This is a genomic window from Streptomyces sp. NPDC048643, from assembly GCF_040650615.1.
Classification (GTDB): Bacteria; Actinomycetota; Actinomycetes; order Streptomycetales; family Streptomycetaceae; genus Streptomyces.
Genome location: NZ_JBEZHO010000009.1, coordinates 115,521 through 141,243 on the forward strand (window position 1 = coordinate 115,521; position 25,723 = coordinate 141,243).

General features: G+C 71.4%; 19 protein-coding genes. 5 read left to right on the top strand and 14 right to left on the bottom strand.

The genetic code is table 11. From position 1 onward, the window contains the following. Positions 1-78: 78 nt before the first annotated feature. A complete protein-coding gene (locus AB0C62_RS11960) occupies positions 79-321 on the top strand; it encodes a hypothetical protein (RefSeq protein ID WP_362972019.1) in 243 nt (80 codons plus the stop codon). A gap of 70 nt (positions 322-391) precedes the next feature. Here AB0C62_RS11960 and AB0C62_RS11965 read toward each other — a convergent pair whose 3' ends face one another. After that, a complete protein-coding gene (locus tag AB0C62_RS11965) occupies positions 392-3,433 on the bottom strand; it encodes a glycoside hydrolase family 3 N-terminal domain-containing protein (protein ID WP_362972021.1) in 3,042 nt (1,013 codons plus the stop codon). Positions 3,434-3,671: 238 nt separating this feature from the next. Here AB0C62_RS11965 and AB0C62_RS11970 point away from each other — a divergent pair, with 238 nt between their 5' ends. Further along, on the top strand, positions 3,672-5,552 hold the full coding sequence (locus tag AB0C62_RS11970; protein WP_362972023.1) for a ricin-type beta-trefoil lectin domain protein: 1,881 nt from the start codon (positions 3,672-3,674) through the stop codon (positions 5,550-5,552). A 54-nt stretch (positions 5,553-5,606) separates the two neighbouring features. Here AB0C62_RS11970 and cimA read toward each other — a convergent pair whose 3' ends face one another. From cimA to ureA, 5 genes are all read right to left on the bottom strand, one after another. Then, positions 5,607-7,211 (bottom strand): citramalate synthase, encoded by a 1,605-nt coding sequence (gene cimA / locus AB0C62_RS11975; RefSeq protein WP_362972025.1) that lies wholly within the window; start codon positions 7,209-7,211, stop codon positions 5,607-5,609. Between the two features lie 340 nt (positions 7,212-7,551). Beyond that, entirely contained in the window at positions 7,552-8,142 is a 591-nt protein-coding gene (locus AB0C62_RS11980; protein WP_362972027.1) for a TetR/AcrR family transcriptional regulator, read from the bottom strand. Positions 8,143-8,157: 15 nt separating this feature from the next. Further along, positions 8,158-9,195, bottom strand: a complete 1,038-nt coding sequence (locus AB0C62_RS11985) for an agmatine deiminase family protein (RefSeq protein ID WP_362972029.1) — start codon at positions 9,193-9,195, stop codon at positions 8,158-8,160. Positions 9,196-9,221: 26 nt separating this feature from the next. Next, positions 9,222-10,931, bottom strand: a complete 1,710-nt coding sequence (locus tag AB0C62_RS11990) for an urease subunit alpha (RefSeq protein WP_362972030.1) — start codon at positions 10,929-10,931, stop codon at positions 9,222-9,224. Further along, entirely contained in the window at positions 10,928-11,632 is a 705-nt protein-coding gene (ureA, locus tag AB0C62_RS11995) for an urease subunit gamma (protein ID WP_362972032.1), read from the bottom strand. Before ureA ends, AB0C62_RS11990 begins: the two co-directional genes overlap by 4 nt. 166 nt (positions 11,633-11,798) lie before the next feature. On the opposite strand from ureA, the gene AB0C62_RS12000 reads away from it, so the two are divergent. Next, positions 11,799-13,232 carry a cytosine permease gene (locus AB0C62_RS12000; protein ID WP_362972034.1) on the top strand — a complete coding sequence of 478 codons (1,434 nt, stop codon included), beginning with the start codon at positions 11,799-11,801 and terminating at the stop codon, positions 13,230-13,232. A 120-nt stretch (positions 13,233-13,352) separates the two neighbouring features. Here the strand turns inward: AB0C62_RS12000 and AB0C62_RS12005 are convergent, their stop codons facing one another. The 3 genes from AB0C62_RS12005 to AB0C62_RS12015 all read right to left on the bottom strand — a co-directional run bounded on the left by AB0C62_RS12005 (position 13,353) and on the right by AB0C62_RS12015 (position 17,459). Beyond that, positions 13,353-14,810, bottom strand: coding sequence for an FG-GAP repeat protein (locus tag AB0C62_RS12005; RefSeq protein ID WP_362972036.1), 1,458 nt, complete (start codon positions 14,808-14,810; stop codon positions 13,353-13,355). 251 nt (positions 14,811-15,061) lie between these two features. After that, the gene (locus AB0C62_RS12010) at positions 15,062-16,150 is read right to left on the bottom strand and encodes a branched-chain amino acid aminotransferase (protein WP_362972038.1); all 1,089 of its coding nucleotides are present in this window, start codon (positions 16,148-16,150) and stop codon (positions 15,062-15,064) included. 265 nt (positions 16,151-16,415) lie between these two features. After that, positions 16,416-17,459 carry a 3-isopropylmalate dehydrogenase gene (locus AB0C62_RS12015; protein ID WP_266846629.1) on the bottom strand — a complete coding sequence of 348 codons (1,044 nt, stop codon included), beginning with the start codon at positions 17,457-17,459 and terminating at the stop codon, positions 16,416-16,418. A gap of 142 nt (positions 17,460-17,601) precedes the next feature. On the opposite strand from AB0C62_RS12015, the gene AB0C62_RS12020 reads away from it, so the two are divergent. Beyond that, positions 17,602-19,203 (top strand): metallophosphoesterase family protein, encoded by a 1,602-nt coding sequence (locus AB0C62_RS12020; RefSeq protein ID WP_362972040.1) that lies wholly within the window; start codon positions 17,602-17,604, stop codon positions 19,201-19,203. Positions 19,204-19,335: 132 nt separating this feature from the next. Here AB0C62_RS12020 and AB0C62_RS12025 read toward each other — a convergent pair whose 3' ends face one another. After that, the gene (locus AB0C62_RS12025) at positions 19,336-19,467 is read right to left on the bottom strand and encodes a hypothetical protein (protein WP_266616822.1); all 132 of its coding nucleotides are present in this window, start codon (positions 19,465-19,467) and stop codon (positions 19,336-19,338) included. Positions 19,468-19,674: 207 nt separating this feature from the next. Then, positions 19,675-21,132 carry an MFS transporter gene (locus AB0C62_RS12030; RefSeq protein WP_362972042.1) on the bottom strand — a complete coding sequence of 486 codons (1,458 nt, stop codon included), beginning with the start codon at positions 21,130-21,132 and terminating at the stop codon, positions 19,675-19,677. A 67-nt stretch (positions 21,133-21,199) separates the two neighbouring features. Here AB0C62_RS12030 and AB0C62_RS12035 point away from each other — a divergent pair, with 67 nt between their 5' ends. Continuing rightward, on the top strand, positions 21,200-22,165 hold the full coding sequence (locus AB0C62_RS12035; RefSeq protein WP_362972043.1) for a LysR family transcriptional regulator: 966 nt from the start codon (positions 21,200-21,202) through the stop codon (positions 22,163-22,165). An 80-nt stretch (positions 22,166-22,245) separates the two neighbouring features. Here AB0C62_RS12035 and AB0C62_RS12040 read toward each other — a convergent pair whose 3' ends face one another. From AB0C62_RS12040 to AB0C62_RS12050, 3 genes are all read right to left on the bottom strand, one after another. Beyond that, the gene (locus AB0C62_RS12040; protein WP_362972045.1) at positions 22,246-22,788 is read right to left on the bottom strand and encodes a GNAT family N-acetyltransferase; all 543 of its coding nucleotides are present in this window, start codon (positions 22,786-22,788) and stop codon (positions 22,246-22,248) included. A 145-nt stretch (positions 22,789-22,933) separates the two neighbouring features. Beyond that, entirely contained in the window at positions 22,934-24,565 is a 1,632-nt protein-coding gene (pruA, locus tag AB0C62_RS12045; protein ID WP_362972047.1) for an L-glutamate gamma-semialdehyde dehydrogenase, read from the bottom strand. Between the two features lie 130 nt (positions 24,566-24,695). Further along, positions 24,696-25,622 carry a proline dehydrogenase family protein gene (locus AB0C62_RS12050; protein ID WP_362972049.1) on the bottom strand — a complete coding sequence of 309 codons (927 nt, stop codon included), beginning with the start codon at positions 25,620-25,622 and terminating at the stop codon, positions 24,696-24,698. Between the last annotated feature and the right edge of the window lie 101 nt (positions 25,623-25,723).

Below are 25,723 nucleotides of genomic sequence, written 5' to 3' on the forward strand. Positions count from 1 at the left end.
GCAACGATCCGGTTCCGCCTGGCGGAACTGTGGCCTCCGTCACAGCAGCTGCCGGCATGCACCTGATGAGGTGGCCGCATGGTCGGACTCATCCTTCGCGTGCTCCCGTTCTGGGTGCGCGAGCCGCTGCTCATCGTCGTGGGCGTCCCCTTCACCATCGGGCTCTTCTACGCCGCTGCCCGGGACCGGGCGCCGATCGGCGCCCTCCTCGGCCTCGCGGTCCTCGTGTTCACCTCGATCCGCGTCCACACCGTGGTCAAGGCGCTGCGGGCCCGTAAGGCGGCCAAGCAGCTCAGGAGCGCCGCGGCGACCGCGCCCTAGGGACCCGGGACGGCGAAAAGCGCCGGCCGGGACTGGTGCCCAGCCCCGGCCGGCGCTCTCACGGCGCGTCTCACCCGACGCGGTACGCCTCCGTCAGCTTCGCCACCGCGTCCGCGTAGTGCCCGGTCAGGAGCAGATGGTCGGCGTCCGCGAAGGGCTTGGCGGACGCCGCCGTGACCGACGTGCCGATCTTCTGCTGGACGAGCAGACGGGCCTTGGTCACGGCCGTGCGGGCGACCGTGTCGGCACCCGCGCGCTCCGCCGCCGCGGCCACCAGGGCGAGGGCCCTGAGGCTCGCGGTGCCGCCGCCCGGCACGTTCGTGAGCGTCGTCAGACCCCAGCCGTACGGGAACTGCGGGTCGTAGGACGTGTCACCGATGTTGATCGGCAGCTGGGACTCGCTCTTCGGCCAGGTGACCGGGAGCTGCCCGGTGAAGGCGCGCCTGCCGTAGAGGACGTCGGCGACACCGTCGCCCTCCGTGCCCGGCAGCCAGGAGGCGACGAGCGCGTCGACGTCCCCGAGACGGTCGCCGATGAGCTGCGGGCGGCCCGAGACGACGAGCACGGCGCACTTCATGGCCGCGCACACCTTGTCGACGGCGGCCTTGTCGGCCGCGGTCAGCTCCAGGTCGTTGCCGTTGCCGACGTCGCCCACGCCCTCGGCGTACGGGGTCTCGCCGACCACGACCACACCGACGTCGTATCCGTCCGTGGAGGCCGAGGCGTCCTTGGAGTACGTGACGTCGCCGCCGGCCTTGCGCATGCCCTGGAGGATCGTCGTGCCCTGGGTGATGTTCCCGGACGAGCCCTGCCAGGTGATGGTCCAGCCGCCGGTCTGGTTGCCGATGTCGTCGGCGTTGGAGCCGGCGACGTACACCTTCTGGGACTTCTTCAGCGGCAGGACGGATCCGGCGTTCTTCAGCAGCACCTGGGACTCCGCCGCCGCCTGGCGGGCCACCGCGCGGTGGGCCGTCGAGCCGATCGCGGAGGCGCCGCTCGTGTCCGCGTACGGCTTCTCGAAGAGGCCGAGGCGGAACTTCTGCGCCAGGATCCGCGCGACCGCGTCGTCGATCCGCCGGTCGGTGACCCGTCCGGCCTTCGCCTCGTCGATCAGGGTCGCGCTGAACTCCTTGTAGCTGTACGGGACCATCATCATGTCCACGCCCGCGTTGACCGAGGTGCGGACGTGCGAGGCGTAGTCACCGGGGAGCTGGTCGATGGCGTTCCAGTCGCTGATGACGAAGCCGTCGAAGCCCATCCGGTCCTTGAGCACGCCGTTGATCATGTCGGCGCGGGCGTGCATCTTCACCGGGCCCTGGCCGTCGCCGAGGATGTCGAGCGACGAGTACGAGGGCATGACCGTGCCGACTCCGCGGTCCACCGCTTCCTGGAACGGGGCCAGGTGCACGGCCTCCAACTCCTGGCGGCTGACCTTGGTGACGCCCTGGTCGACGGTGTAGCTGCCGGTGGTGGAGGAGCCGTAGGCGGTGCCGCCGTCGCCGACGAAGTGCTTGGCGGTGGCCAGGACCTTGTCGTCGTCCTTCAGGTCCTTGCCGCTCCGGTCGCCCTGGAGGCCCTGGACGACCGTCTCCATGGACTCGACGAGCGCCGGGTCCTCACCGAAGGACTCGTAGGAGCGGCCCCAGCGTTCGTCGCGGGTCACGCACAGGCAGGGCGCGAAGTCCCACGGGACGCCGGTGGCGCGGACCTCGGCCGCGGTCACGGCTCCCGTCCGCTCGGCGAGCGCGGGGTCGCGGGTGGCGCCGATGCCGATGTTGTGGGGCATGACCGTCGCGCCGGCGAGGTTGTTGTGGCCGTGCACCGCGTCCACGCCGTAGATCAGCGGGATCTGGAAGCGGGTGGCCTGCGCGCGGAGCTGGTAGCCGTCGATCATCTTCGCCCAGGCCGCGGGGGTGTTGGGTGTGGGCGTGGAGCCGCCGCCGGAGAGCAGCGATCCGAGGTCGTACGCGGCGATGTCACCGCCCGCGCCGATCGCGCCGCGCTCCGCCTGGGTCATCTGCCCGGCCTTCTCCGCGAGGGACATCCGGGAGAGGAGGTCGGCGACCCGCTTCTTCACGGGGAGCTTCGCGTCCAGGTACGGGAGTCCGTGGGCGTCGATGACGACCTGCGGCGTCTCGGCGGGGGCCTTGGCGCCGGTCACCGTGAGCTTGAGCGGGATCGTCTCGGCCGCTTCACCGGAGCGGTCGCGCAGGGTCGGGACGCGGACCGTTCTGCTGGTGCCGGACACCGTGCCCGCCGGGAAGGTGATCTCACCCTTGACCGGGGTGTAGTCCTTGCCGGACTCGGCGGTGCCGCCGGTGCTCTCGTAGGCGACGGTCACGGGCTCGTCGATCGGGGCGGAGCCGGTGGTGGCGACGGAGACCTTCACGCTCGCGGTGGCGCCCTCCTTCACCGGGTAGACCGCCGCGTCGGTGGTGACGGAGGCGCGCAGCGACTGGTCGGCCTTGCCGTACAGCTCGACGTCGTCCATGGCGAACCGGCCCTCGGCGCCGACCGGGAGGGTGACGGCGTAGCCCCACATCTGGGTCAGCCCGAGCACCTGGTCGATCCCGCCGACGGGCTGGTAGTCCGTGCGGTAGGTGAAGTCGGTGAAAGGGATCTCGATCTGTTTCCAGCCGGTGAAGTCGTCCGTGAAGGACGTCGTCCACAGCTCTGAGGCCTCGCCGTTCGCACCGCCGTCCTTGATCTCGAAGGCGGTCTTCTTGCCGTTGTCCTGGCCGTCCCACCAGAAGCGGATGCCCTTGTGCGCGGACCAGTCGTGGCCCGGCTGATCCGCGGCGTAGTCGTGGGTGAAGCCGCCGTAGCCGCTGATGTCGTAGTCGCCGGCGAGGACCTTGGCCCCCTCGGGCGCGTCGGACCGTTCGGCCAGGGTCAGCGCGGGCGGGTCGTCGGCGTCGCCGCCCCAGGTGAAGAGGCCTTCGGCCGGCTGGCTCGCGAAGGGCACCTCGCCCTCGAAGCGGTCGACCGGGACGGGGTCGGGATCGGCGGCCGCCGCCGTCCCCGCCGACGCGAGCGGCAGCAGGCCGACGATCAGTGCGGCGCCGGCCAGCACGGCGGTTCTTCGTACGGAGTTCCGATCGAGCCCTGTCATGGGTTCCCTTTCGACTCTCACGCTCTTCTCACGACTTAGATCAGGGCGTGAGTTAACTGGCGTCTCGAGAACCCGTCAAGGCTTCACGTCAGAACCGGTACACACTCAAGTCACGGCCGGATCAGGGCAGTTGTTCCTTCAGAATGTGAACGCGCGACCCCTTGACGTGGCTCCGAAGCCGTCATTTACTCACGCCTCGCACGCCTCCCCACCCCCACTTCCAGAAGGGCGGCGCTCCATGCGGAGATCCATCAGGAGATCCACTCGGGCGGTCCGGCTGATCGTCGCCGGGCTGCTCACCACCGCGGGATTCGCGGCGGCCACGCCCGTCACGGCGCACGCCGCGGGCGAACAGGTCACCGCCTGGCTCACGACGACGGACGACTCCGGCGGCCGTCACGTCGTGCGCGGTCTGCAGGCCCAGGCGCCGTTCGCCTTCCAGTCGGGCAGCGGCGGCGGTGGCGAGAACATCACCGTCGACGAGAACACCCGGTACCAGACGTTCACCGGCGGGGGCGCCTCCTTCACCGACACGGCGGCCTGGCTGATGAACAGCAGCGGGGCGCTGTCGCAGAGCACGCGCGACGCGACGATGCGGAAGCTCTTCTCCCCCACCGACGGCATCGGGCTGTCCTTCCTGCGCAACCCCATGGGCGCCTCCGACCTGGCCCGATTCGGCTACAGCTACGACGACGTGCCGGCCGGGCAGACCGATCCGAACCTGACGAAGTTCTCCATCGCGCACGACCTGGCCGACGTGGTGCCGCTGACCAGGCAGGCGCTCCAGCTCAACCCGTCCCTCACCGTGATGGCCTCGCCGTGGACCGCGCCGGCCTGGATGAAGGACAGCGGGTCGCTGAACGGCGGATGGCTGAAATCCGAGGACTACGGCGCCTACGCCTCGTACTTCGTGAAGTACCTCCAGGCCTACCGGGACCAGGGTGTCCCCGTCTCGTACGTCACCGCGCAGAACGAGCCGACCTGCTGCTCGGGCTATCCCTCGATGAGCTGGAACGCCTCGGGGCTCGCCTACTTCACCAAGAGCGAGCTGCTGCCCAAGCTCCAGGCGGCGGGGCTGTCCACCAAGGTGCTCGCGCACGACTGGAACTGGGACGTCTACGACTCCTACGCCGCGCAGACCGTGGACGACGCGGCGGTCCGTTCGCACCCGAACTTCGGCGGGATCGCCTGGCACGGATACGGCGGCGACGTCACCAAGCAGACGAGCGTGCACAACCAGTACCCGAACCTCGACGCCTTCGGCACCGAGCACTCCGGCGGCACCTGGATCGCCAACCAGCAGCGCGAGGACATGCTCAACATCGTCGACTACACCCGCAACTGGGCGAAGTCGGTGACCAAGTGGTCGCTGGCCGTGGACCAGAACATGGGCCCGCACAACGGGGGTTGCGGCACCTGCACCGGCCTGGTCACCGTGCACAACGGTGACGGGGCGAGCGGGAGCGTCGACTACACGGTCGAGTACTACACGATGGGCCATCTGACGAAGTTCGTCCGTCCCGGCGCGCAGCGGATCGCCTCCACGGCGTCGTCGGCGGTCCCGAACGTCGCCTGGCGCAACCCGGACGGCTCGAAGGCCCTGATCGCCTACAACGACGGCTCGGCGGCGAAGACCGTCACCATCAACTGGGGCTCGCAGCACGCCACTTATTCGCTGCCCGGTAAGACATCGGCGACGTTCACCTGGTCCGGGACACAGTCGGGCGGGGGTGCGCAGTCGGGCGCGTTCGTCGGACTGGGCGGCAAGTGCCTGGACGTGGCGGGCGGTTCGAGTGCCAACGGCACGGCGGTCCAGCTCTACGACTGCAACGGCTCGACCGCGCAGTCCTGGAGCGTGCAGGCCGACGGGTCGGTGCGCTCGCTCGGCAAGTGCCTCGACGTCACGTCGGCCTCGACGGCGAACGGCGCGAAGGTGCAGCTCTACGACTGCAACGGTTCGGCCGCCCAACGCTGGTCGTACAACGCCTCGACCGGCGACGTGGTCAACACGGGGGCGGACAAGTGCCTCGACGTGACGGACAACTCGTCGGCGAACGGTGCCCGGGCGCAGATCTGGACCTGCACGGGTGCGGGCAACCAGAAGTGGCACCTCCAGTAGCCCCCCACAGGGATGAGCGCCGGAGGGGCCTCGGCCCCTCCGGCGTTCGGCTCGCTACGCCGCCGGCTCGACCCCGGCCCGCAGCAGGCCGTAGGTGTACGCGTCCTCCAGTGCCTGCCAGGACGCGGCGATGACGTTCTCGGCCACGCCGACCGTGGACCACTCCCCCGTGCCGTCGGACGTGGCGATCAGGACGCGGGTGGTGGAGGACGTGCCGTGCTTGCCCTCCAGGATGCGGACCTTGTAGTCGACCAGTTCCAGCTTGGCGAGCTGCGGGTAGATCGTCTCCAGGGCCACGCGCAGGGCGCGGTCGAGGGCGTTGACCGGGCCGTTGCCCTCGGCGGTGGCGACGATGCGCTCGCCCTTGGCGAAGAGTTTCACCGTGGCCTCGTTGGCGTGGGTGCCGTCGGGGCGGTCCTCGACGATGGCGCGCCAGGACTCGACCTCGAAGTAGGAGCGGGCCCGGCCCTCGGCCTCGGCGCGCAGCAGCAGTTCGAAGCTCGCGTCGGCCGCCTCGTACGTGTAGCCCTCCAGCTCGCGTTCCTTGACGCGGGCGACGACACGGGCGACCAGTTCGCGGTCCCCGCTGATGTCGACGCCGAGTTCCTTGCCCTTGAGTTCGATCGAGGCGCGGCCGGCCATGTCGGAGACCAGCATCCGCATGGTGTTGCCGACCTGTTCGGGGTCGATGTGCTGGTAGAGGTCGGGGTCGACCTTGATGGCCGAGGCGTGCAGGCCCGCCTTGTGGGCGAAGGCCGACACCCCCACGTAGGGCTGGTGGGTGGAGGGGGTCAGGTTGACCACCTCGGCGATGGCGTGCGAGATCCGGGTCATCTCGCGCAGGGCGCCGTCGGGCAGCACCTTCTTGCCGTACTTCAGCTCCAGGGCGGCGACGACGGGGAACAGGTTGGAGTTGCCGACCCGCTCGCCGTAGCCGTTGGCCGTGCACTGGACGTGGGTGGCGCCCGCGTCGACGGCGGCCAGGGTGTTGGCGACCGCGCAGCCGGTGTCGTCCTGCGCGTGGATGCCGAGCCGGGCGCCGGTGTCCGCGAGGACGGTGGCGACGACGGCCTGGACCTGCGCCGGGAGCATCCCGCCGTTGGTGTCGCACAGGACCACGACGTCGGCGCCGGCCTCCGCGGCCGCGCGGACGACCGCCTTGGCGTAGCCGGGGTTCGCGCGGTAGCCGTCGAAGAAGTGCTCGCAGTCGACGAAGACGCGGCGGCCCTGGGACCGCAGGTGGGAGACGGTGTCGCGGACCATCTCCAGGTTCTCTTCCAGAGTGGTGCGCAGGGCGAGCTCGACGTGCCGGTCGTGGGACTTGGCGACCAGCGTGATCACCGGGGCGCCGGAGTCCAGGAGTGCCTTGACCTGCGGGTCCTCGGAGGCCTTGCCGCCTGCCCGGCGGGTCGCTCCGAAGGCCACGAGCTGCGCGTGCTGGAAGTCGATCTCCTGCTGGGCGCGGGCGAAGAACTCGGTGTCGCGGGGGTTGGCGCCGGGCCAGCCGCCCTCGATGAAGCCGACTCCGAAGTCGTCCAGGTGCCGCGTGATGGCCAGCTTGTCCGCCACGGTGAGGTTGATGCCCTCGCGCTGCGCGCCGTCGCGCAGCGTCGTGTCGAAGACGTGGAACGCGTCATCCAGTTCGCTGGTTTCCGTCATGGTGTCAGGGCTCCTGTGTTGAATCTCGGTCTACCGGAATGACCGGCTCCACCGTCCCCCAATGATCCCTCGCGCTGCGCTCCCGGCTGAAGGTGGGCCAGAAAAGCGAAAAACCCCTCGCGGGTGCGAGAGGTCTGCGCGCGGGTCGAGAACGACGGTGTCCGCCCGTACCTGGTCGTACGTGGCGGTCACTGCGGACCGGCGCGCCTGCTGCCAATAATCGTGGCGAACGAGAGCACGGGGGCAGTCTGGCACAGAGCACGCGTCCCCTCACGGGGCGTCTCAGGATGCGAGCACCGCCGCGGACGGCGCGGGCGGGCCCGGACGGCGCCGCCGCGGGTCAGCCCAGCGACTCGTCGAGGAACTCCCGCACGTGGGACAGCACCCGTTCGCGGTCGGTGCCGCGCAGGCCGATCGCCACGTGGATGGAGAAGCCGTCGAGCAGGGCACGCAGCCGGGCGGCGACGCGGTCCGGATCGACGGCTCGGAACTCGCCGCGCGAGACGCCCTCGGCGAGCAGCGCGACGAGGTCGCGGTGCCAGGCGCCCTCGATGGCGACCTGCCGTTCCCGGGCGTCCTCGGCGGCGTTCTGCGAGCGGTTCCAGACCTCCAGCCAGAGCGTCCAGTGCGGGTCGCGGTGGCCGTCGGGGACGTACAGGTCGACGTAGGCGTCGAGGCGCTCCCGGGCGGTTCCGCGCGCGGCCAGCAGCCGGCCCCTCTCGGCGCCGAGCCGGCCCTCGCTCCACTCCAGGGTGCGCAGCAGCAGCTCGTCCTTGGTGCGGAAGTAGTAGAGGAGATGGCCGCTGCTCATGCCGACCTCGCGGCCGAGCGCCGCCATGGTGAGCTTCTCCAGACCGCGCTCGGCGATCATCTCCATGGCGACGGCGAGGACCTCCTCGCGCGGCGGCGCGTTCTTCCGCGCACCGGCCATCCGTGACTCCCGTGTTCAGACCTTCGGCTGCTGCTGGGTGATGCAGTGGATGCCACCGCCGCCCGCGAAGATCGTACGTGCGTCCACCAGTGTCACCGTCCGCTCCGGGAACAGGCGGCGGAAGATGCCCGCCGCGATCTCGTCGCGCGGGTCGTCGAAGCCGCAGAGCACGACGCCGCCGTTGCACAGGTAGTGGTTGATGTACGAGTAGTCGGCCCAGTGGCCGTCGGCCTCCAGGACCGTCGGGGCGGGCACCTCCACGACCTCGATGCCGCGGCCCCGCGCGTCGGTCTGGGCCTTGAGCAGCCCGATGACCTCCTTGCTGACCTCGTGGTCGGGGTGGGCCGGGTCCTGCTGGGAGTGCGCGACGACCACGCCGGGCCGGGCGAAGGCGGCGACGATGTCGACGTGGCCGAGGGTGCCGAAGCCGTACGGCGGGTAGTCGCCGGTGAGGCCGCGCGGCAGCCAGATCGCCTTGCGGGTGCCGAGCTGGGCGTGGATCTCCGCCTCGACCTCCTCGCGGCTCCAGCCGGGGTTCCGCTCGGGGCCGAGCTGGACGGTCTCGGTGAGCAGCACGGTGCCCTCGCCGTCGACGTGGATCGCGCCGCCCTCGTTGACGAGCCGGGAGGCGTACGTCTTCGCTCCGGCCAGTTCGGCGACCTGCGCGCCGATCTTGGAGTCATGCTCCCAGCGGGCCCAGTCCTGGGCGCCCCAGCCGTTGAACGTCCAGTCCACGGCGGCGAGTTCACCTGAACCGTTGGTGAGGAAGGTGGGACCGATGTCACGCATCCAGGCGTCGTCGAGTTCCCGCTCGACGGTGTCGACGCCGGGGCCGAGGAGTTCGGCCGCCGGCGCGGACTGGCCGGGACCGCAGACCACGGTGACCGGCTCGAAGCGGCGGACGGCGCGGGCCACGGCCGCCCAGGCGGCGCGCGACTCGGCGAGGTCGTCGGGGTTGTCGAAGGTGGGGTTGGGGCCCGGCCACGCCATCCAGGTGCGCTCGTGCGCGGTCCACTCGGCGGGCATCCGGAAGCCGTCGGCGGCAGCAGACATGGGGGGTTCCTTAGAGGCGTGGTCGATCACAGGAAGTACAGGCGGTTGAGGGAGACCGAGTCGGCGGGTTCGGAGCGCAGCGGGTCGCCGTCGAGGGTGACGAGGCCGGTGCGCTGGTCGACGTCGACCTCTCCGGTACGGGAGTTGAGGCGCAGGTCGGCGGGGCCGATGCCACGGGTGCCGCGGACGGCGACGCGGCGCCGGCGGGTCGGCATGGTGTCGTTGCCCTGGTCGAGCGCGGCCTGGGCGACGAACGCCACGGAGATCTCGGCGGGCGTCGCGCCGTGCGCCCCGAACTGCGGCCCGAGGACGAGCGGTTCACAGGTGTCGGTGGCGGCGTTCGGGTCGCCGACGACTCCGTAGGCGGGGAAGCCGGACTTCAGGACCAGCTGCGGTTTGGCGCCGAAGTACTCGGGGCGCCACAGCACGATGTCGGCGAGCTTGCCCGTCTCGATGGAGCCGACCTCGTGGGCGAGGCCGTGCGCGATGGCCGGGTTGATCGTCAGCTTGGCCATGTAGCGCAGGACGCGTTCGTTGTCGTCGCTCTCGGGCGCCCCGAACTGGGCCTTCATCTTGCCGGCCATGGCGAAGGTGCGGCGGACGGTCTCTCCGGCGCGGCCCATGCCCTGGGCGTCGGAGGAGGTGATGCCGATCGCGCCCAGGTCGTGCAGCACGTCCTCGGCGCCCATCGTCCCGGCGCGGATGCGGTCGCGGGCCATGGCGGCGTCGCCGGGCAGGTCGGTCTTCAGGTCGTGGACGGAGACGATCATCCCGTAGTGCTCGGCGACCGCGTCCCGGCCGAAGGGCAGGGTCGGGTTGGTGGAGGACCCGATGACGTTCGGGACGCCCGCCATCTTGAGGACGTTCGGGACGTGTCCGCCGCCGCAGCCCTCGATGTGGAAGGCGTGGATGGTGCGTCCGTCCAGCACCTTCAGGGTGTCCTCGACCGACAGGCACTCGTTCAGGCCGTCGCTGTGCAGGGCGACCTGGACGTCGTGCTCCTCGGCGACGCGCAGCGCGGTGTCGAGGGCGCGGGTGTGGGCTCCCATGTCCTCGTGGACCTTGAAGCCGCTGGCGCCGCCCTCGGCGAGAGCCTCGACGAGCGGGGCGCCGTCGGAGGACGAACCCCGGCCCAGGAAGCCGATGTTGACCGGCCAGGCGTCGAAGGCGTTGAACGCGTGGCGCAGCGCCCAGGGGGAGTTGACGCCGACGCCCCAGACCGGGCCGAACTCCTGGCCGATGATCGTCGTGACGCCGGAGGCGAGCGAGGCCTCCATGATGCGCGGCGAGAGCAGGTGCACGTGGGTGTCGACGGCTCCGGCGGTGGCGATGAGGCCCTCGCCGGAGACGATGGACGTGCCGGTGCCGACCACGACGTCGACGCCGTCGAGGGTGTCGGGGTTGCCGGCCCGCCCGATCGAGCAGATCCGGCCCTCGCGGATGCCGATGGAGACCTTGCGGATCCCCTGGACGGCGTCGATCACCACCACGTTGCTGATGACGACGTCGCAGGTGTCCCGGACGGCGGCGGCCTTCAGGTGCAGCCCGTCACGGGCGGTCTTGCCGAATCCGGCGAGGAACTCGTCGCCGGGGAGCTGGGAGTCGGACTCGACGCGGACGGTCAGTCCGGAGTCGCCGAGCCGGACCCGGTCGCCGGCCCGGGGGCCGTGGGTGGCGGCGTACTCGTACGGGGAGAGGCGGCGGGGTTCCGCGGGGTGGCCTCCGGGACGGCTCATCGGCCGACCTCCTTGTCACGGGTGTCCGGTACGCCGAGGTAGCCGCAGGCGGCGGCCCGGCGCAGGGCCTCCTGCCTGGCTCCGGGCGCGTCCAGAGGACCGTCGACCAGGCCGGCGAAGCCGATGGCGATCCGTTCGCCGCCGATCGGCACGAAACCGACCTCGGCGCTCTCGCCGGGGCCGAAGCGGACGGAGGATCCGGCGGGCACCGCGAGCCGCATGCCGTAGGTGGCCGCCCGGTCGAAGTCGAGCCGCGGGTTGGCCTCGAAGAAGTGGAAGTGGGAGGTGACGGAGACGGGCACGGTGGCGGTGTTGGTGACCGTCAGCCGCAGGACCGCGGGGGGCTCGGTGTGCGCGGGCGCCGGCAGCAGCGCGCCGGGGGCCAGGTCGCCGAGTCCGCCGCCGATGGGGTCGGAGACGACCGCGAGCCGGGAGCCGTCGTCGAAGACGGCCTCCACGTGCACCTCGGTGACCACGTCCGCGACGCCGGGCAGCACGTCGTCGGGGCCGAGGACGGACCGGGCCGCCTCGATCGCCTCGGCCAGCCGGCCGCCGTCGCGGGCGGTCTCGCAGACGGTGTCCGCGATCAGGGCGGTGGCCTCCGGCACGTTGAGCCGCAGCCCGCGGGCCCTGCGGGCGCGGGCCAGCTCGGCGGCCGAGAACAGCAGCAGCCGGTCACGTTCCGTGGGGGTCAGTCTCACGCCACGACACCTCCTTGCGTTCCTCCGTTTAGAGCATCACTCTAAACGCGGATTTCATGGAAGGGAAACATTGACGGGTAAGCGTCGAAGACGACACATTGAACGTCGCTCTAATTTTTGGATGCGACCAGCACCACCCCTGGGCGGCCGTCGAAGGAGACCAGCCATGCCGATTGAACAGCGCGGAGTCGACACGATCCCCGACGAGGAACGCACCAGCGGTCCGCGCGACCTCATGTCGATCCTGCTCGGCTCCAACCTCTGCCTCGGCGTGATCATCTTCGGCTGGCTGCCGCCCTCCTTCGGGCTCGGCTGGTGGTCCTCGGTCAGCGCGATCGTGGCAGGCACCGTGGTCGGCACGGCGCTCACCGCGCCGCTGGCCCTGGTCTCGCTGCGGACCGGGACCAACCTCTCCACCTCCTCCGGCGCCCAGTTCGGCGTGCGGGGACGGCTGGTCGGCTCGGTCGTCGGCCTGCTGCTCGCGCTCGGCTACACCGCGCTGACCGTGTGGATCGGCGGCGACGTGATGGTGAGCGTCCTCGGCCGGCTCTTCGGCCTGGAGCCCAGCGGCACCGCGTACGCCGTCGTGTACGTCGTGCTCGCCGCCGCCACCGTCGCCGGCGCGGTCTACGGCTACCGCGTGCTGCTCACCATGTCCCGCGCCCTCGCGATCGGCATGACGGCGCTGCTGGCGGTCGGCGTGATCGCGTACGCCCCGCACTTCTCCACCGCGGCGATCCCGGAGACGGGCGGATATCTGCTCGGCTCGTTCTGGCCCACCTGGCTGCTGGCGGCGGTGGCGGCCGGCCTGTCCGGCCCGATCGCGTTCATCACGCTGCTCGGCGACTACACCCGCTACATCTCCCCCGCGCGCCACACCTCGCGCACCGTCCTGCACTCCACCTGGCTCGGCCTGCTCGCGGGCCTGCTGGTCCCCCAGCTCTTCGGCACCTTCACGGCGTACGCGGCCCACGCGGCCCTCGACTACGCGGGCCCGCTGGTGTCCGCGGCCCCCGGCTGGTACCTGGTCCCGCTGCTGCTGGCGGCCTCCGCCGGCTCGGTCGGCAACGCCGGTCTGATGCTCTACTCGATGGGCCTCGACCTGGACGCGATCCTGCCGCGCGCCTCGCGGGCCCGCGCCACCTGCTCGGTCGCCGTCGTCGCCATGCTCTGCGTCTTCGTCGGGCACTACGCCTGGAACGCGCAGTCCGCCATGACCTCGTTCGTCCTGCTGCTGACCGCGATCGGCACCCCCTGGGCGGTCATCACGCTGATCGGCTTCGTGCGCTGCCGCGGTGTCTACGACCCGGACGCCCTCCAGGTCTTCAACCGCCGCTCGAAAGGCGGCGTCTACTGGTACCGGGCCGGCTGGAACATCCGGGCCACCGTGTCCTGGGCGATCGGCGCCTGCGCCGGACTGCTCGCGGTCTCGCTGCCCTCGTACGAGGGCCCGCTGCTGCAACTGACCGGCGGAGTCGACTGCAGTTTCCTGCTGTCGGGCCTGGTGGGCGGTCTGCTCTACTACGCGCTCAGCGCACGGCAGGCGGCGTCCCCGGCGCCGGCGGTGGAGGAACTCGCGCCGGCGGAGAGCGGGGTCTAGGACCGGCAGGCCCTCGGAGGGCGTGTTCCGGGCACAGCGGGAAGGGGCGGCACCGGAATCATCCGGTGCCGCCCCTTCCCGTCGGTCCGCGCCCCGCTCACGGTCCCGGCGTGGCGCCGCTCAGGAGCCCGACATCACGTCCCCGAACATGGGGTCGTCCCCCGACTTCCCGACGCCGACGGAGGACGCGCCGAAGCTCACCGCGCCGGTGACCGTGATGCCACCGGCGGAGCCGCGCAGGACCCACACGGCGCCGTCGTCGCTGTTCTCGCCGGCCGCGCCCACCGACAGGTCGGCGCGGCCGTCCTTGTCGTGGTCGGCGAGGTGGACGGCGTCGCCGAACATGTCCGACTGCTCGTTGGCTCCCGGGACGCCCGCGGTGCCCTGGTTGAAGGACTGGGCGCCGGTCCCCTTCAGGCCGGAGGCGCCGCCGCGCAGCACCCAGACGTTGCCGACGCCGTCCGTCGAGCCGACGGACTCGTTGTCCGCGCCGACGGCGAGGTCCGGGTAGCCGTCGCCGTTGACGTCGCCCGCCGCGAGCGAGGCTCCGAACCAGTCGTTGGACTCGTCCGTTCCCGGCACCCCCGCGGTGTCCTGGCTGAGGACGGCGCTGCGCGTGGTGTCGACGCCGGCCGTGCCGCCGTAGAAGACGGTGGCGTAGCCGCCCTTCGCGGGAGCGTTCAGGATGTCGACGAAGTCGGTGCCGACGACCAGGTCGTCGTGCCCGTCGCGGTCGAAGTCGGCGACGGCGAACGCGCCCGCGGACCCCGCGCCGGCCTCGGTCTGGAGCGTGGGTCCCGTCGAGGCGCCCCGGTAGACGAAGTTGCCCGCGAAGGAGCCCACCACCACGTCGTCCGTGCCGTCGTCGTCGAAGTCCCCGGCGGCGAGCTGGACGGCACCCATCGGGTACGCGCCGGCCTCGATCTGCGCGTCGAAGCGCAGTTTCCCGGCCGCGCCGCCGGACTTGGTGAAGCCGCCCTTGAAGATCCACACGTCCTTGCCGGTGGAACCGACCGCCAGATCGGTCTTCCCGTCACCGGTGAAGCCGCCGACCGCGAGGGACTGGCCGAACCGGTCGTGGCCCGTGGGGTTCGGGTCGCTGATCGTCGTACCGCCCGACAGGCCGGACGCGCCGCCCCACAGGATCGTGACGGAGCCGCCGTCGACGTCGCCGCTGACATCCTCCTGCGGTGTGCCGACGACGAGATCGCCGTAGCCGTCGTGGTTGAGGTCGCCGTGCGCGAGTTCGGTGCCGAAGCGGTCGGAGGTCTCCGAAGCACCGGGCACGCCGGAGGAACTCTGCGACGTGGTCTTGTGCCGCGCGGCGCCGACACCGCTCGCCGAGCCGTAGTTGACGACCACGGCGCCCGCCTTCGCCTTCCCGCCCGTGACGGCGCCCGGGGCGCCGGTCGCCAGGTCGCGGTAGCCGTCGCCGTTGAAGTCGTCGGCGAGGCCCGACGGGGCGGCACTCGCACCGCCCGGCAGGGCGATGAGCAGGCCACCGGCCAGGGCGGCCGCGACGGCGGTGGCGCCCAGGACGACGGGACGCCGGGAACGCTTGTGATGGGGCCGGGACATGAGGTCCTCTCCAGGACATACGTGCGGTCCTGGAGATGACCTCTGGCGGGCCTGAAGGGTTGTACGGGACGGCAGAGGCTCAAGTGCAACGCGCACACCGAGCGCACCGCGTACACCGAGCCCACCGCGTGCACCGAGCGCCGTGGAAAAGGCCGGTCCCCGCCCGGTCACCCGCTCGCACGGGGACTTGGCGGGGACTCGGGCTGTACCAGGCGCGGTCCGGCCGGGGCCGGGGTGGCCGGCGGGGCGGGTCAGCCCAGGCGGTGCATCCAGCCGTGGGTGTCCTCGGTGATGCCGCGCTGGACGTCGAGCAGGGCCTCGCGGAGCCTGAGGGTGACCGCGCCGGGCTCGCCGCCCGACTGCTTCCACTCGGCGCCGGTGCGCTTGACCGTGCCGATCGGGGTGATGACGGCGGCGGTGCCACAGGCGAAGACCTCGGTGAGGCTGCCGTTCTCGGCGTCGGTCTGCCACTGGTCGATGGAGACGCGGCCCTCCTCGGCGGTGTAGCCGAGGTCCCGGGCGACGGTCAGCAGGGAGTCGCGGGTGACGCCCTCCAGGATCGAGCCGGTGAGGGTCGGGGTGACGATCCGGTCCCCGTACACGAAGTACAGGTTCATGCCGCCGAGCTCCTCGATCCACTGGTGCTCGACCGCGTCGAGGTAGCAGACCTGGTCGCAGCCCTTGGCGGCGGCCTCGGCCTGGGCGAGGAGCGAGGCGGCGTAGTTGCCGCCGGTCTTCGCGTCGCCCATGCCGCCGGGAACGGCGCGCACGCGGTCCTCGGAGAGCCAGATCGAGACGGGCTTCACGCCGCCCGCGAAGTAGGCGCCTGCGGGCGAGGCGATGACGAGGAAGAGGTACTCGTTGGCCGGCTTCACACCGAGGCCCACCTCGGTCGCGATCATGAACGGGCGCAGGTAGAGGGACTCCTCGCCGCCGTGCGCCGGGACCCAGTCGCGGTCCTGCTGGACCAGCAGGTCACATGCCTCGACGAAGGTCTCCACCGGCAGCTCCGGCATGCCGAGCCGGCGGGCGGAGGCCTGGAAACGGCGGGCGTTCTTGTCGGGGCGGAACGTGGCGACGGAGCCGTCGGGCTGGCGGTAGGCCTTGAGTCCCTCGAAGATCTCCTGCGCGTAGTGCAGGGTCATGTTCGCCGGGTCGAGGGAGAGCGGTCCGTACGGAACGAGCTGCCCGTCGTGCCAGCCGCGGCCCTCCGTCCACTTGATCGTCACCATGTGGTCGGTGAAGTGGCGGCCGAACCCCGGGTTGACCAGGATCGCCTCGCGCTCGGCGGCGGAGAGCGGGCTGGCGGACGGCTTGAGCTCGATCGTGGGCTGCGTCATGAGTGGTTTGTCCTTCACCGGTTGGATGTGACGGGCCGCGCTCACGCCCGCACTGCCAGTGGCCAGTGGTAGGACGTCCGAGCATTCCCTCATTCCGCGGCTCCGCGTTCGATTATCGCCCAGCGGAGGACCGTGGGGGAAAACGGCGTGTATGCGGCCCGGGGGAGGCCCAGGGATTGATGGTGGCACCCGGCGAGGGCACAGCAAAGCCGCCGGGTGCGGATGCGACCCGGCGGCTGCTACGAGACGTAGACGGTGCGGCGGGTCAGCCGGCTACTCGTACGGCCAGCGCGTCGCCGATTTCCTCGGTGCTGCGGGCGGGCTTGCCGACGCGCTCGGCGAGGTCGGCGGAGACGGCGTCCTCGATGCGGGCGGCCTCGGCCTCGTAGCCGAGGTGGCGCAGCAGGAGGGCGACGGACAGGACGGTGGCACTGGGGTCGGCCTTGCCCTGGCCCGCGATGTCGGGCGCCGAGCCGTGCACGGGCTCGAACATCGAGGGGAACTCGCCGCTCGGGTTGATGTTGCCCGAGGCGGCGACGCCGATGCCGCCGGAGACGGCCGCGGCGAGGTCGGTGATGATGTCGCCGAAGAGGTTGTCGGTGACGATGACGTCGAAGCGCTCGGGCTGGGTGACGAGGTAGATCGTCGCCGCGTCGACGTGGATGTAGTCGGTGGTGACCTCGGGGAACTCGGTGGCCACCTGGTTGAAGATGTTCGTCCAGAGGTGGCCCGCGAAGGTCAGCACGTTGTTCTTGTGGACCAGCGTCAGCTTCTTGCGGGGGCGGGCCTGGGCGCGGGCGAAGGCGTCACGGACGACGCGCTCGACACCGAACGCCGTGTTCACGGAGACCTCGGTGGCGACCTCGTGCGGCGTGCCCTTGCGAATGGTGCCGCCGTTGCCCGTGTACGGGCCCTCGGTGCCCTCGCGGACCACGACGAAGTCGATCGCCGGCTGACCGGCGAGCGGGGTCTCGACACCCGGCAGAAGCTTCGACGGACGCAGGTTGACGTGGTGGTCGAAGGCGAAGCGGAGCTTGAGCAGGAAGCCGCGCTCCAGGACGCCGGACGGGACCGAGGGGTCGCCGATCGCGCCGAGGAGGATGGCGTCGTGCTGCTTCAGCGCGTCGAGGTCGGCGTCGGTGAGGGTCTCACCGGTGGCGTGGTAGCGCCGGGCGCCGAAGTCGAAATCCTTGGTCTCCAGCTTCACGTCCTGCGGAAGGACGGCGGAGAGGACTTTGAGCCCCTGGGCCACGACTTCCTGGCCGATGCCGTCACCGGGGATCACTGCGAGATCGATGCTGCGAGACATGACGGCACCGTACTCCTTGTCCCATGGGATGACACACGATGTCCGGCATGCGGACACGCGAGTCCCGGAGCACGCCCACCCTTCTACCGGAGTTCACCCGTATGTACGACGGCTGTTGGCGCACGCTGGGAACTTTCCAGACATGACCGCTGCTTCCCGGGTGACTCCCCCCGAGCGCCCCGTTCCCGACGTCGGCATCCCGCGTGAGCTCGCGGACAACATGAGCATGGCGGAGCAGTACGAGTACCTGCGGACGAAGCTCACGCGGCGCCGTGCCCTGGTGTCGGCGAGCGCGTTCGCGGGCGGCGGACTGCTCGCCGGCTGCGCGGGGCCGGGCGGCGGGAGCCGTACGCGGACGGCCGGCTCGACGCCGAACCCGGCCACCAGCCGGGTGCCGGGCTCCGCGGTCACGCCGTTCGGACGCCATCTCGCCTTCGGCGCCGACCCGAAGACCCAGATGCGGATCTCCTGGCAGGTCCCGTTCGCCGTCAGGAAGCCGTACGTCCGGGTGGGGCCGACGCCCTGGTCGCTGAGCCGGCGGATCGAGGCCGAGGTCCGCGACCTGCACACGCCGGGTATCGCCGGGCAGCGGGGGGCGCTCGACCAGTACTACCTGCACGCGGCGCTCGACCGGCTGCGCCCCGGGACGACCTACTACTACGGCGTCGGCCACGAGGGCTTCGACCCGGCGGGCAAGGAGCGGCACGCGACGGTCGGCCACTTCCGCACGGCGCCCGCGCGTCCGGAGAAGTTCGTGTTCACCGCCTTCGGGGACCAGGGCGTCACTCCCGACGCGCTCGCCAACGACAAGGTGCTGCTCGGCCGGGGCCCGGCGTTCCACCTGCACGCAGGTGACATCTGCTACGCGGACGGGATCGGCCACGGCGAGGCGTCGGACATCTACGACCCGGCCGCCTGGGACCTGTTCCTGAAGCAGACGGAGACGGTGGCCAGGTCGGTGCCGTGGATGGTGACGACCGGCAACCACGACATGGAGGCCTGGTACTCGCCGAACGGCTACGGCGGCCAGTCCGCCCGCTGGACGCTCCCGGACAACGGCTTCGACGCGAAGCGGGCGCCGGGCGTCTACTCGTTCGTCTACGGCAACGTCGGCATCGTCGCGCTGGACGCCAACGACGTGTCGTACGAGATCCCCGCCAACAAGGGCTACTCGGACGGCCGGCAGACCGCCTGGCTGGACCGGCGGCTCGGCGAACTGCGCGGGCAGGTCGACTTCGTCGTGGTGTTCTTCCACCACTGCGCGTACTCGACCTCCACGCACGCCTCCGACGGCGGGGTGCGGGACGCGTGGGTGCCGCTGTTCGCCAAGCACCAGGTGGACCTGGTGATCAACGGACACAACCACGTCTACGAGCGGACCGACGCGATCAAGGGCGGCGCGGAGGGCCGGCAGGTGCCGGTGGGCGCGTCGACCGACCCGACGCGTGACGGCATCGTCTACGTCACGGCGGGCGGGGCGGGCAAGAGCCTGTACCGGTTCCCCATCGGGGTGAAGGACAGCTACGAGGGCAGGGTGAAGGACCGCGAGTCCGTGGAGACCTTCCACTGGACGAAATCGAAGAAGCAGAAGCCGGACACCGTCACATGGTCGCGGGTGCGGTACACCGGCTACTCCTTCCTCTCGGTGGAGGCGGAGACCGGTCCCTCACCGCGGCTCACGGTGTCGGCGCTGGCACAGAACGGCGAACGGATCGACCACTTCGTGGTGCGGCGCGGGAAGTGACCCACGGCCGCTTCGGCGGCAGGACGTGACGGCCCGAACACCGATGGCGCGGACGCCAGTCCGAGATGCGGCGCGGGGCACGAGCCTCGCGCCGCACCTCTGCGGGCGGCTCCGGCTGAGGGGCGGCGGGCCTCAGTGGCCCGTCTCGCCGCCGTTGTCCCTGCGGTCCAGGGCGCGCTGGAGCGCTGCGGCGGCGTTCTTGCGGTCGGACTCGCTGCTCGAACGAGAGTGGTGACGGACTCGGCGGACGGTCGTCTCGGCCATGATGAATCGACTCCTTACCTTCCGGCGGGACCCGCACGGGGACGCCCGGAAGTGCGGTGAGGTCTTTACGAGACGCCGGAAGGGGCGGGGAGCGGGGCCGCAGGGGTTGCCTGCCAGGGGCTCCGGCTCACGACCGCCATTCGCTTGGTCGAGCGAGACGTTCGGCTCCTACAAAACTAGGTGAGGACCGGGCATCTGTCTCTACGATTACTCGGACTTCCTACTATCTGAGACGGTGGACCGGGTCACACCCCTCCCACCAGGGACGACCGTTCGCGCCCCGCTCGGGCCGACGGTCCGCGCCGCGTCACCCGCCGAGGGGTGCAGCCGCAGGGCGCCGACCGCGGGCAGCAGACAGAGCGCGCCGAGCACCACGAAGGCGACGGCGTACGCCGAACGGCCCCCGTCGGTCAGGGCCGCTCCTCCGCGCAGGGCGACGGTGGCGATCGCGACGCCGAGTCCGGCGGCCAGTTGGTGCGAGGTCGCGAAGAGGGCGTTCGCGTCCCGCAGCCGCTCCTCGCCGGTCTCGCTGAACGCGATCGTCGCGTAGCCGCTCAGCCCGACCGATCGGACCACACCGCCGGCCGCCGCCACGACGGCGATCACCGCGACCGGCGTCGCGGCGGTGAACAGGGCGCAGCCGGCCGTGGTGACCGCGAGGCCGAGCGTGGCGACGAGCAGCAGCGGGCGGTAGCCGAACCGGTTGATCAGAGTCGTCGTGGCCGGCTTGATGCCGATGTTGCCAGCGAACACGAACAGCACGACGGCGCCCGACTTCACCGCGCTCCACCCGAAGACCTCCTGGAAGAGCAGGGGCAGCAGGAAGGGGACGGCGGAGACGACGGCCATGCACAGGGCGCCGTCGAGCGCCGCCGCCCGGAACGACGGCACCTCCAGGGTGCGCAGGTTGACCAGCGGGTGCGGGGCGCGCAGCAGATGACGCACGGCCGCCACGAGGGCGACGACCGCGACGGCGCCGCTCACGGCTGCCCCGGCCGGCCCGCTCCCGGCCGCGGAGAGGAGGTGCGCGGTCCAGGTCAGCGCGGCGAGACCGGTGCCGGCGAGCAGCATGCCGGGCACGTCGAGGGGCGGCGCGCCGGCCGGCGCGCCGGGGGCGATGAGGCGCCGGGCGACGAGCAGGGCCAGCCCGCCGAGCGGCACGTTCAGGAGAAAGATCCAGTGCCAGGAGGCGTACGTCGTGATCACGCCGCCGAGCAGCGGCGCGACGACCGGGGCCGCGAGGCCGGGCCAGACGATGTACGCGACCGCGCGGGGCAGGTCCTGCTTGGCGATCCCGGTGACCACGACGAGCCGGCCGACCGGAACCATCATCGCGCCGCCCGCGCCCTGGAGGACCCGGGTCACGACGAGGACGCCGAGGCCGGGGGCGAAGGCGCAGGCCAGCGAGGCGAGGGTGAAGAGGGTGATCGCCGCGAGGAAGACGCGGCGGGGACCGAAGCGGGCGGTGAGCCAGCCGGAGAGGGGGACGAGGACGGCGAGGGTGACGAGATAGGCCGTGATGATCAGGCCGACCGAGGCGGGGGTGGTGTGCAGGTCGCCGGCTATCCGCGGAGCGGCGGTCGACACGATCGTGCCGTCCAGCATCTCCATGAAGAAGCAGCCCGCGACGAGGAGCGCGGTGCCGCGCTGACGTGAATCCATCATGCGCTCAGACTCGGGCCACCTCACTGCTGCACACAAGGTCCGATTGCTTCACGTAGCCTTGCGTCTCATGCAGCATTCACGATCGGCGACGCCCCCGCCCGACGCGATGGCACCCCTCCCGGACATGAACCTGCTCCCCGCACTGGACGCCCTGCTGCGCGCGGGCAGCGTCGCGGGCGCGGCGGCCGAGCTGAGCGTGTCACCCTCGGCGATGAGCCGCACACTGGGCCGGCTGCGCCGGGTCGTCGGCGACCCACTCCTCGTGCCGTCGGGCCGGGGCCTGACGCTGACCCCCCGCGCGCACGCGATGCGGCCCGGCGTGCAGGCGGCGCTCACCGGGGCGGTGGCCGCCCTGCACCCGCCCCGGGACGTCGAACTCGCCACGCTGGAGCGGGAGTTCAGGATCCGTACCAATGACGGGGTCGCCATGTCCCTCGGTGCCCCGCTGCTGGAGCTGGCGGCCCGGGAGGCACCGGGCGTACGGCTGCGGCTGCTGCCGGAGGGCGACGAGGACCCGGCGGACCTGCGCACCCACGTCGACCTGGACGTGGGCGAGTTGCCGGAACCGCTGCCGCACGACGTGCGCAGCGCCGTCCTGCACGTGCACCGGTACGTGGCCGTCGCGCGCGCCGACGCCCCGTTCGCGCAAGGCCCGTTGACCGCCGCGTCCTTCGCCGCGCTCCCCCACATCACGGTCACCCGGCGCGGTCGCACGCACAGCGTGGTGGACGACCGGCTCGCCGAACTGGGCCTGGGCCGCGACGTCCTGGCCACCGCCCCCACCTACGGCGCGGCCTGTTTCTTCGCCCTGCGCACCGACGCGCTGGCCCTCGTTCCCGTCGAGGTCGCGACGGAGGCGTCCCGGGTGATGCCGCTCGCCGTCCTGGAGATCCCGCTGGACCTGCCGCGGGTGACGTCGGCGCAGGCGTGGCACGTACGGCTGGACACGGACCCGGCGCACCGGTGGCTGCGGCGGTCGTTCACCCGGCTGGCGGCGGAGTTCGGGCCGGTGCCGGAGGCCGACCTCTCCTGACGGGCGCGTCGGAGCCCCCCTCCCGACCGGAGGACAGGGGCGCGCCCCTCGCCGGGTGCAGGTGTCCGCGTCGGTGCCGGTCAGAGCACGTCGCCGTCGCGCCAGTCGAAGACCAGGTCGTGTGCCGGGTCAAGGGGGCGGAGGGCGGTGCCGGGGCGGACGAAGGTGGTGCCCTCCTCGTCGGGGAGGCGGACCACGCCGTCCGGGGCGAGAGCGCAGACGCGGCCCGGCCAGAGTCGCCAGCCGCGCGCCGCGTACAGAGCGGCGCCGTCCTCGCTGGCGGAGAGCGCGCCGAGCGGGTAGGCGTCCTCGATGATCCGCTCCAGCCCGGCCATCACACGTCCGCCGAGCCCCGTGCGGCGCGCGTCCGCGCGGACGCCGACCGCCTCCACGTAGCCGACGCGCAGCGAGCGTCCGGCGTGCAGGACGCGCCGCTGGATCACCGAGCCGTGCGCGGCGAGCCCCTGTTCGTCGTGGACGAGGACGTGCAGGCCGCCGAGTCCGTGGTCCCAGTCCTCGTCACGGAAGTCGCCGTCGAAGGCGTCCTCCAGGAGCGTGCGGGCGGCGCGGAGTTCGGCGGGGGCGAGGTCCGCGGTGTGAGCGGTCCTCAGTCGGATGGCCATGCGGCCAGTATTCACACGGCGGACGGCAATCGGACCCCCTCGCCCCGGAGTTCACCGCTTCACCGCGCCACCGGGTGCGGGCATGGAACCGCCCCCGTCCACGGACGGGGGAGACCGTGGGCGGGGGCGGAGTCGGTGACGGGTGTCAGCCCATGTGCGGGTAGCCGTAGTCGGTCGGGGCGACCAGCGTCTCCTTGATGGCGCGGGTCAGCGTCCAGCGCATCAGGTTCTGCGGGGCGCCGGCCTTGTCGTTGGTGCCGGAGGAGCGGCCGCCGCCGAAGGGCTGCTGGCCGACGACGGCGCCGGTCGACTTGTCGTTGATGTAGAAGTTGCCCGCCGCGTAGCGGAGCTTCTCCATCGTGTACGCGGCCGCGGCACGGTCACCCGCGACGACCGAGCCGGTGAGCGCGTAGTCGGACGCCGACTCCATCTGGGTCAGCATCGCGTCGTACGCGTCGTCCTCGTAGACGTGCACGGCGAGGAAGGGGCCGAAGTACTCGGTCTTGAAGACCTCGTTCTCCGGGTCCGAGCACTCGACGACGGTCGGGCGCACGAAGTAGCCGACGGAGTCGTCGTACGAGCCGCCCGCGACGATCGTGCAGGACGGGTCGGACTTGGCGCGGTCGATGGCCGCCTTGTTCTTGGCGAACGCGCGCTCGTCGATGACCGCGCCCATGAAGTTCGACAGGTCGGTGACGTCACCCATGGTCAGGTAGTCGACCTCGGCCGCGAACTCCTCCTTGAAACCGGAGTTCCAGATGGAGGCCGGGATGTAGGCGCGCGAGGTCGCCGAGCACTTCTGGCCCTGGTACTCGAAGGAGCCGCGGGTCAGCGCGGTCTTGAGGACGGCGCGGTCGGCCGACGGGTGGGCGACGAGGAAGTCCTTGCCGCCGGTCTCGCCGACGAGACGCGGGTACGCGCGGTACTTCTCGATGTTGTTGCCGACCGTCTTCCACAGGTACTGGAAGGTCTTGGTCGAACCGGTGAAGTGGATGCCCGCGAGGTCACGGTGCTCCAGGGCGACCTTGGAGACCTCGATGCCGTCACCGGTGACGAGGTTGATGACGCCCTTGGGCAGGCCGGCCTCCTCCAGGAGCTGCATGAGCAGCACGGCGGCGTGGGTCTGCGTCGGGGACGGCTTCCAGACGACGACGTTGCCCATCAGCGCCGGAGCGGTGGGCAGGTTGCCCGCGATCGCCGTGAAGTTGAAGGGCGTGATCGCGTAGACGAAGCCCTCCAGCGGACGGTGGTCGAGGCGGTTCCAGACGCCGGGCGAGTTGGCCGGGGGCTGCTCGGCCAGCAGATCGCGGGCGTACTTGACGTTGAAGCGCCAGAAGTCGACGAGCTCGCAGGGGGTGTCGATCTCGGCCTGCTGGGCGGTCTTCGACTGGCCGAGCATGGTGGAGGCGGCCAGCGTCTCGCGCCAGGGGCCGGACAGCAGCTCGGCGGCGCGCAGGATGATCGCGGCGCGGTCGTCGAAGGCCATCGCGCGCCAGGCCGGGGCGGCGGCGAGGGCTGCGTCGACGGCGTCCTGGGCGTCCTGGGCGGTGGCGTGCGCGCCCGTGCCGATGACGGCCTTGTGGTTGTGCGGCTGCACGACCTCGAAGCGCTCACCGCCGCCGAGCCGCTTCTCGCCGCCGATGGTCATCGACAGCTCGATCGGGTTCTCGGCCAGCTCCTTGAGCTTGGCCTCCAGCCGGGCACGCTCGGGCGAGCCGGGGGCGTAGCCGTGCACCGGCTCGTTGACGGGGGTGGGGACCTGGGTCACAGCGTCCATGGGTTCCGTAACTCCTTGAGTCGAGCGGGTGTTTCGGTCTCAGCCCTTGGTGAGGATGGAGCGAGCGCCGTGCCTGTCCGGGGGACAACCCCCGGACCCCCGGCCGAAGCCGGTGCACAGCCAGGTGGGATCAGCCACGTGTGATCATGCTGCGCAGGAAGAACACGAGGTTGGCCGGCTTCTCCGCCAGGCGCCGCATGAAGTAGCCGTACCAGTCCGTGCCGTACGCCGTGTAGACGCGCATGCGGTGGCCCTCGGCGGCGAGCCGCAGGTGCTCGTCGCTGCGGATGCCGTACAGCATCTGGAACTCGTACTCGTCCAGCTTGCGCCCGGCCTTGCGGGCGAGCTCCTGGGCGATGGAGATGATCCGCGGGTCGTGGGACCCGATCATCGGGTAGCCCGCGCCCTCCATCAGGATCTTCAGGATCCGGACGTACGCCTTGTCGGTCTCGGCCTTCTGCTGGTACGCGACCTCGGCGGGTTCCTTGTAGGCGCCCTTCACCACGCGGACTCGGCTGCCGCTCTCGGCGAGGCGGCGGGCGTCGGCCTCGGTGCGGAACAGGTAGGCCTGGATCACACAGCCGGTCTGCGGGAAGTCCTTCCGCAGTTCCTCGTGGATGGCGAACATCGAGTCGAGGGTGGTGTGGTCCTCGGCGTCCAGCGTGACGGTGGTGCCGATGGCGGCGGCGGCCTCGACGACCGGGCGGACGTTGGCGAGGGCCAGCTCGTGGCCGCCCTCCAGCGCCTGGCCGAACATGGAGAGCTTGACGGACATCTCGGCGCGGGTGCCGAGGTCCAGCTCCTTCAGGTGGTCGACGAGCGCCAGGTAGGCGTCGCGGGCGGCGGCGGCCTGCTCGGGCGTCGTGATGTCCTCACCGACGACGTCCATCGTCAGTTCCAGGCCCTTGGCCGTCAGGTCCTTGATGATCGGGACGACCTGGTCGACGGTCTCGCCGGGGATGAAGCGGTCGACGACCGGCTTGGTCACCGGGGCGGCCGAGATCAGACGGCGCATCTTGTCGCTGCGCGAAGCGGCGAGAATCACGGGACCCAGCACGGGGCACCTCCACAACAAGGCCAGCAGGAGGCCGAATCCCGACGATTCGGGTACGGCACGGAGAACCACCGTGAAACCTAGGGATCTCTTCGATCCTGGGC

What these genes read in the sequence shown, in the direction of transcription:
- AB0C62_RS11960 (WP_362972019.1), top strand. Translation starts at nt 79, where the DNA reads ATGGTCGGACTCATCCTTCGCGTGCTCCCGTTCTGGGTGCGCGAGCCG.
- AB0C62_RS11965 (WP_362972021.1), bottom strand. Translation starts at nt 3,433, where the DNA reads ATGACAGGGCTCGATCGGAACTCCGTACGAAGAACCGCCGTGCTGGCC.
- AB0C62_RS11970 (WP_362972023.1), top strand. Translation starts at nt 3,672, where the DNA reads ATGCGGAGATCCATCAGGAGATCCACTCGGGCGGTCCGGCTGATCGTC.
- cimA (WP_362972025.1), bottom strand. Translation starts at nt 7,211, where the DNA reads ATGACGGAAACCAGCGAACTGGATGACGCGTTCCACGTCTTCGACACG.
- AB0C62_RS11980 (WP_362972027.1), bottom strand. Translation starts at nt 8,142, where the DNA reads ATGGCCGGTGCGCGGAAGAACGCGCCGCCGCGCGAGGAGGTCCTCGCC.
- AB0C62_RS11985 (WP_362972029.1), bottom strand. Translation starts at nt 9,195, where the DNA reads ATGTCTGCTGCCGCCGACGGCTTCCGGATGCCCGCCGAGTGGACCGCG.
- AB0C62_RS11990 (WP_362972030.1), bottom strand. Translation starts at nt 10,931, where the DNA reads ATGAGCCGTCCCGGAGGCCACCCCGCGGAACCCCGCCGCCTCTCCCCG.
- AB0C62_RS12000 (WP_362972034.1), top strand. Translation starts at nt 11,799, where the DNA reads ATGCCGATTGAACAGCGCGGAGTCGACACGATCCCCGACGAGGAACGC.
- AB0C62_RS12005 (WP_362972036.1), bottom strand. Translation starts at nt 14,810, where the DNA reads ATGTCCCGGCCCCATCACAAGCGTTCCCGGCGTCCCGTCGTCCTGGGC.
- AB0C62_RS12010 (WP_362972038.1), bottom strand. Translation starts at nt 16,150, where the DNA reads ATGACGCAGCCCACGATCGAGCTCAAGCCGTCCGCCAGCCCGCTCTCC.
- AB0C62_RS12015 (WP_266846629.1), bottom strand. Translation starts at nt 17,459, where the DNA reads ATGTCTCGCAGCATCGATCTCGCAGTGATCCCCGGTGACGGCATCGGC.
- AB0C62_RS12020 (WP_362972040.1), top strand. Translation starts at nt 17,602, where the DNA reads ATGACCGCTGCTTCCCGGGTGACTCCCCCCGAGCGCCCCGTTCCCGAC.
- AB0C62_RS12025 (WP_266616822.1), bottom strand. Translation starts at nt 19,467, where the DNA reads ATGGCCGAGACGACCGTCCGCCGAGTCCGTCACCACTCTCGTTCGAGC.
- AB0C62_RS12030 (WP_362972042.1), bottom strand. Translation starts at nt 21,132, where the DNA reads ATGATGGATTCACGTCAGCGCGGCACCGCGCTCCTCGTCGCGGGCTGC.
- AB0C62_RS12035 (WP_362972043.1), top strand. Translation starts at nt 21,200, where the DNA reads ATGCAGCATTCACGATCGGCGACGCCCCCGCCCGACGCGATGGCACCC.
- AB0C62_RS12040 (WP_362972045.1), bottom strand. Translation starts at nt 22,788, where the DNA reads ATGGCCATCCGACTGAGGACCGCTCACACCGCGGACCTCGCCCCCGCC.
- pruA (WP_362972047.1), bottom strand. Translation starts at nt 24,565, where the DNA reads ATGGACGCTGTGACCCAGGTCCCCACCCCCGTCAACGAGCCGGTGCAC.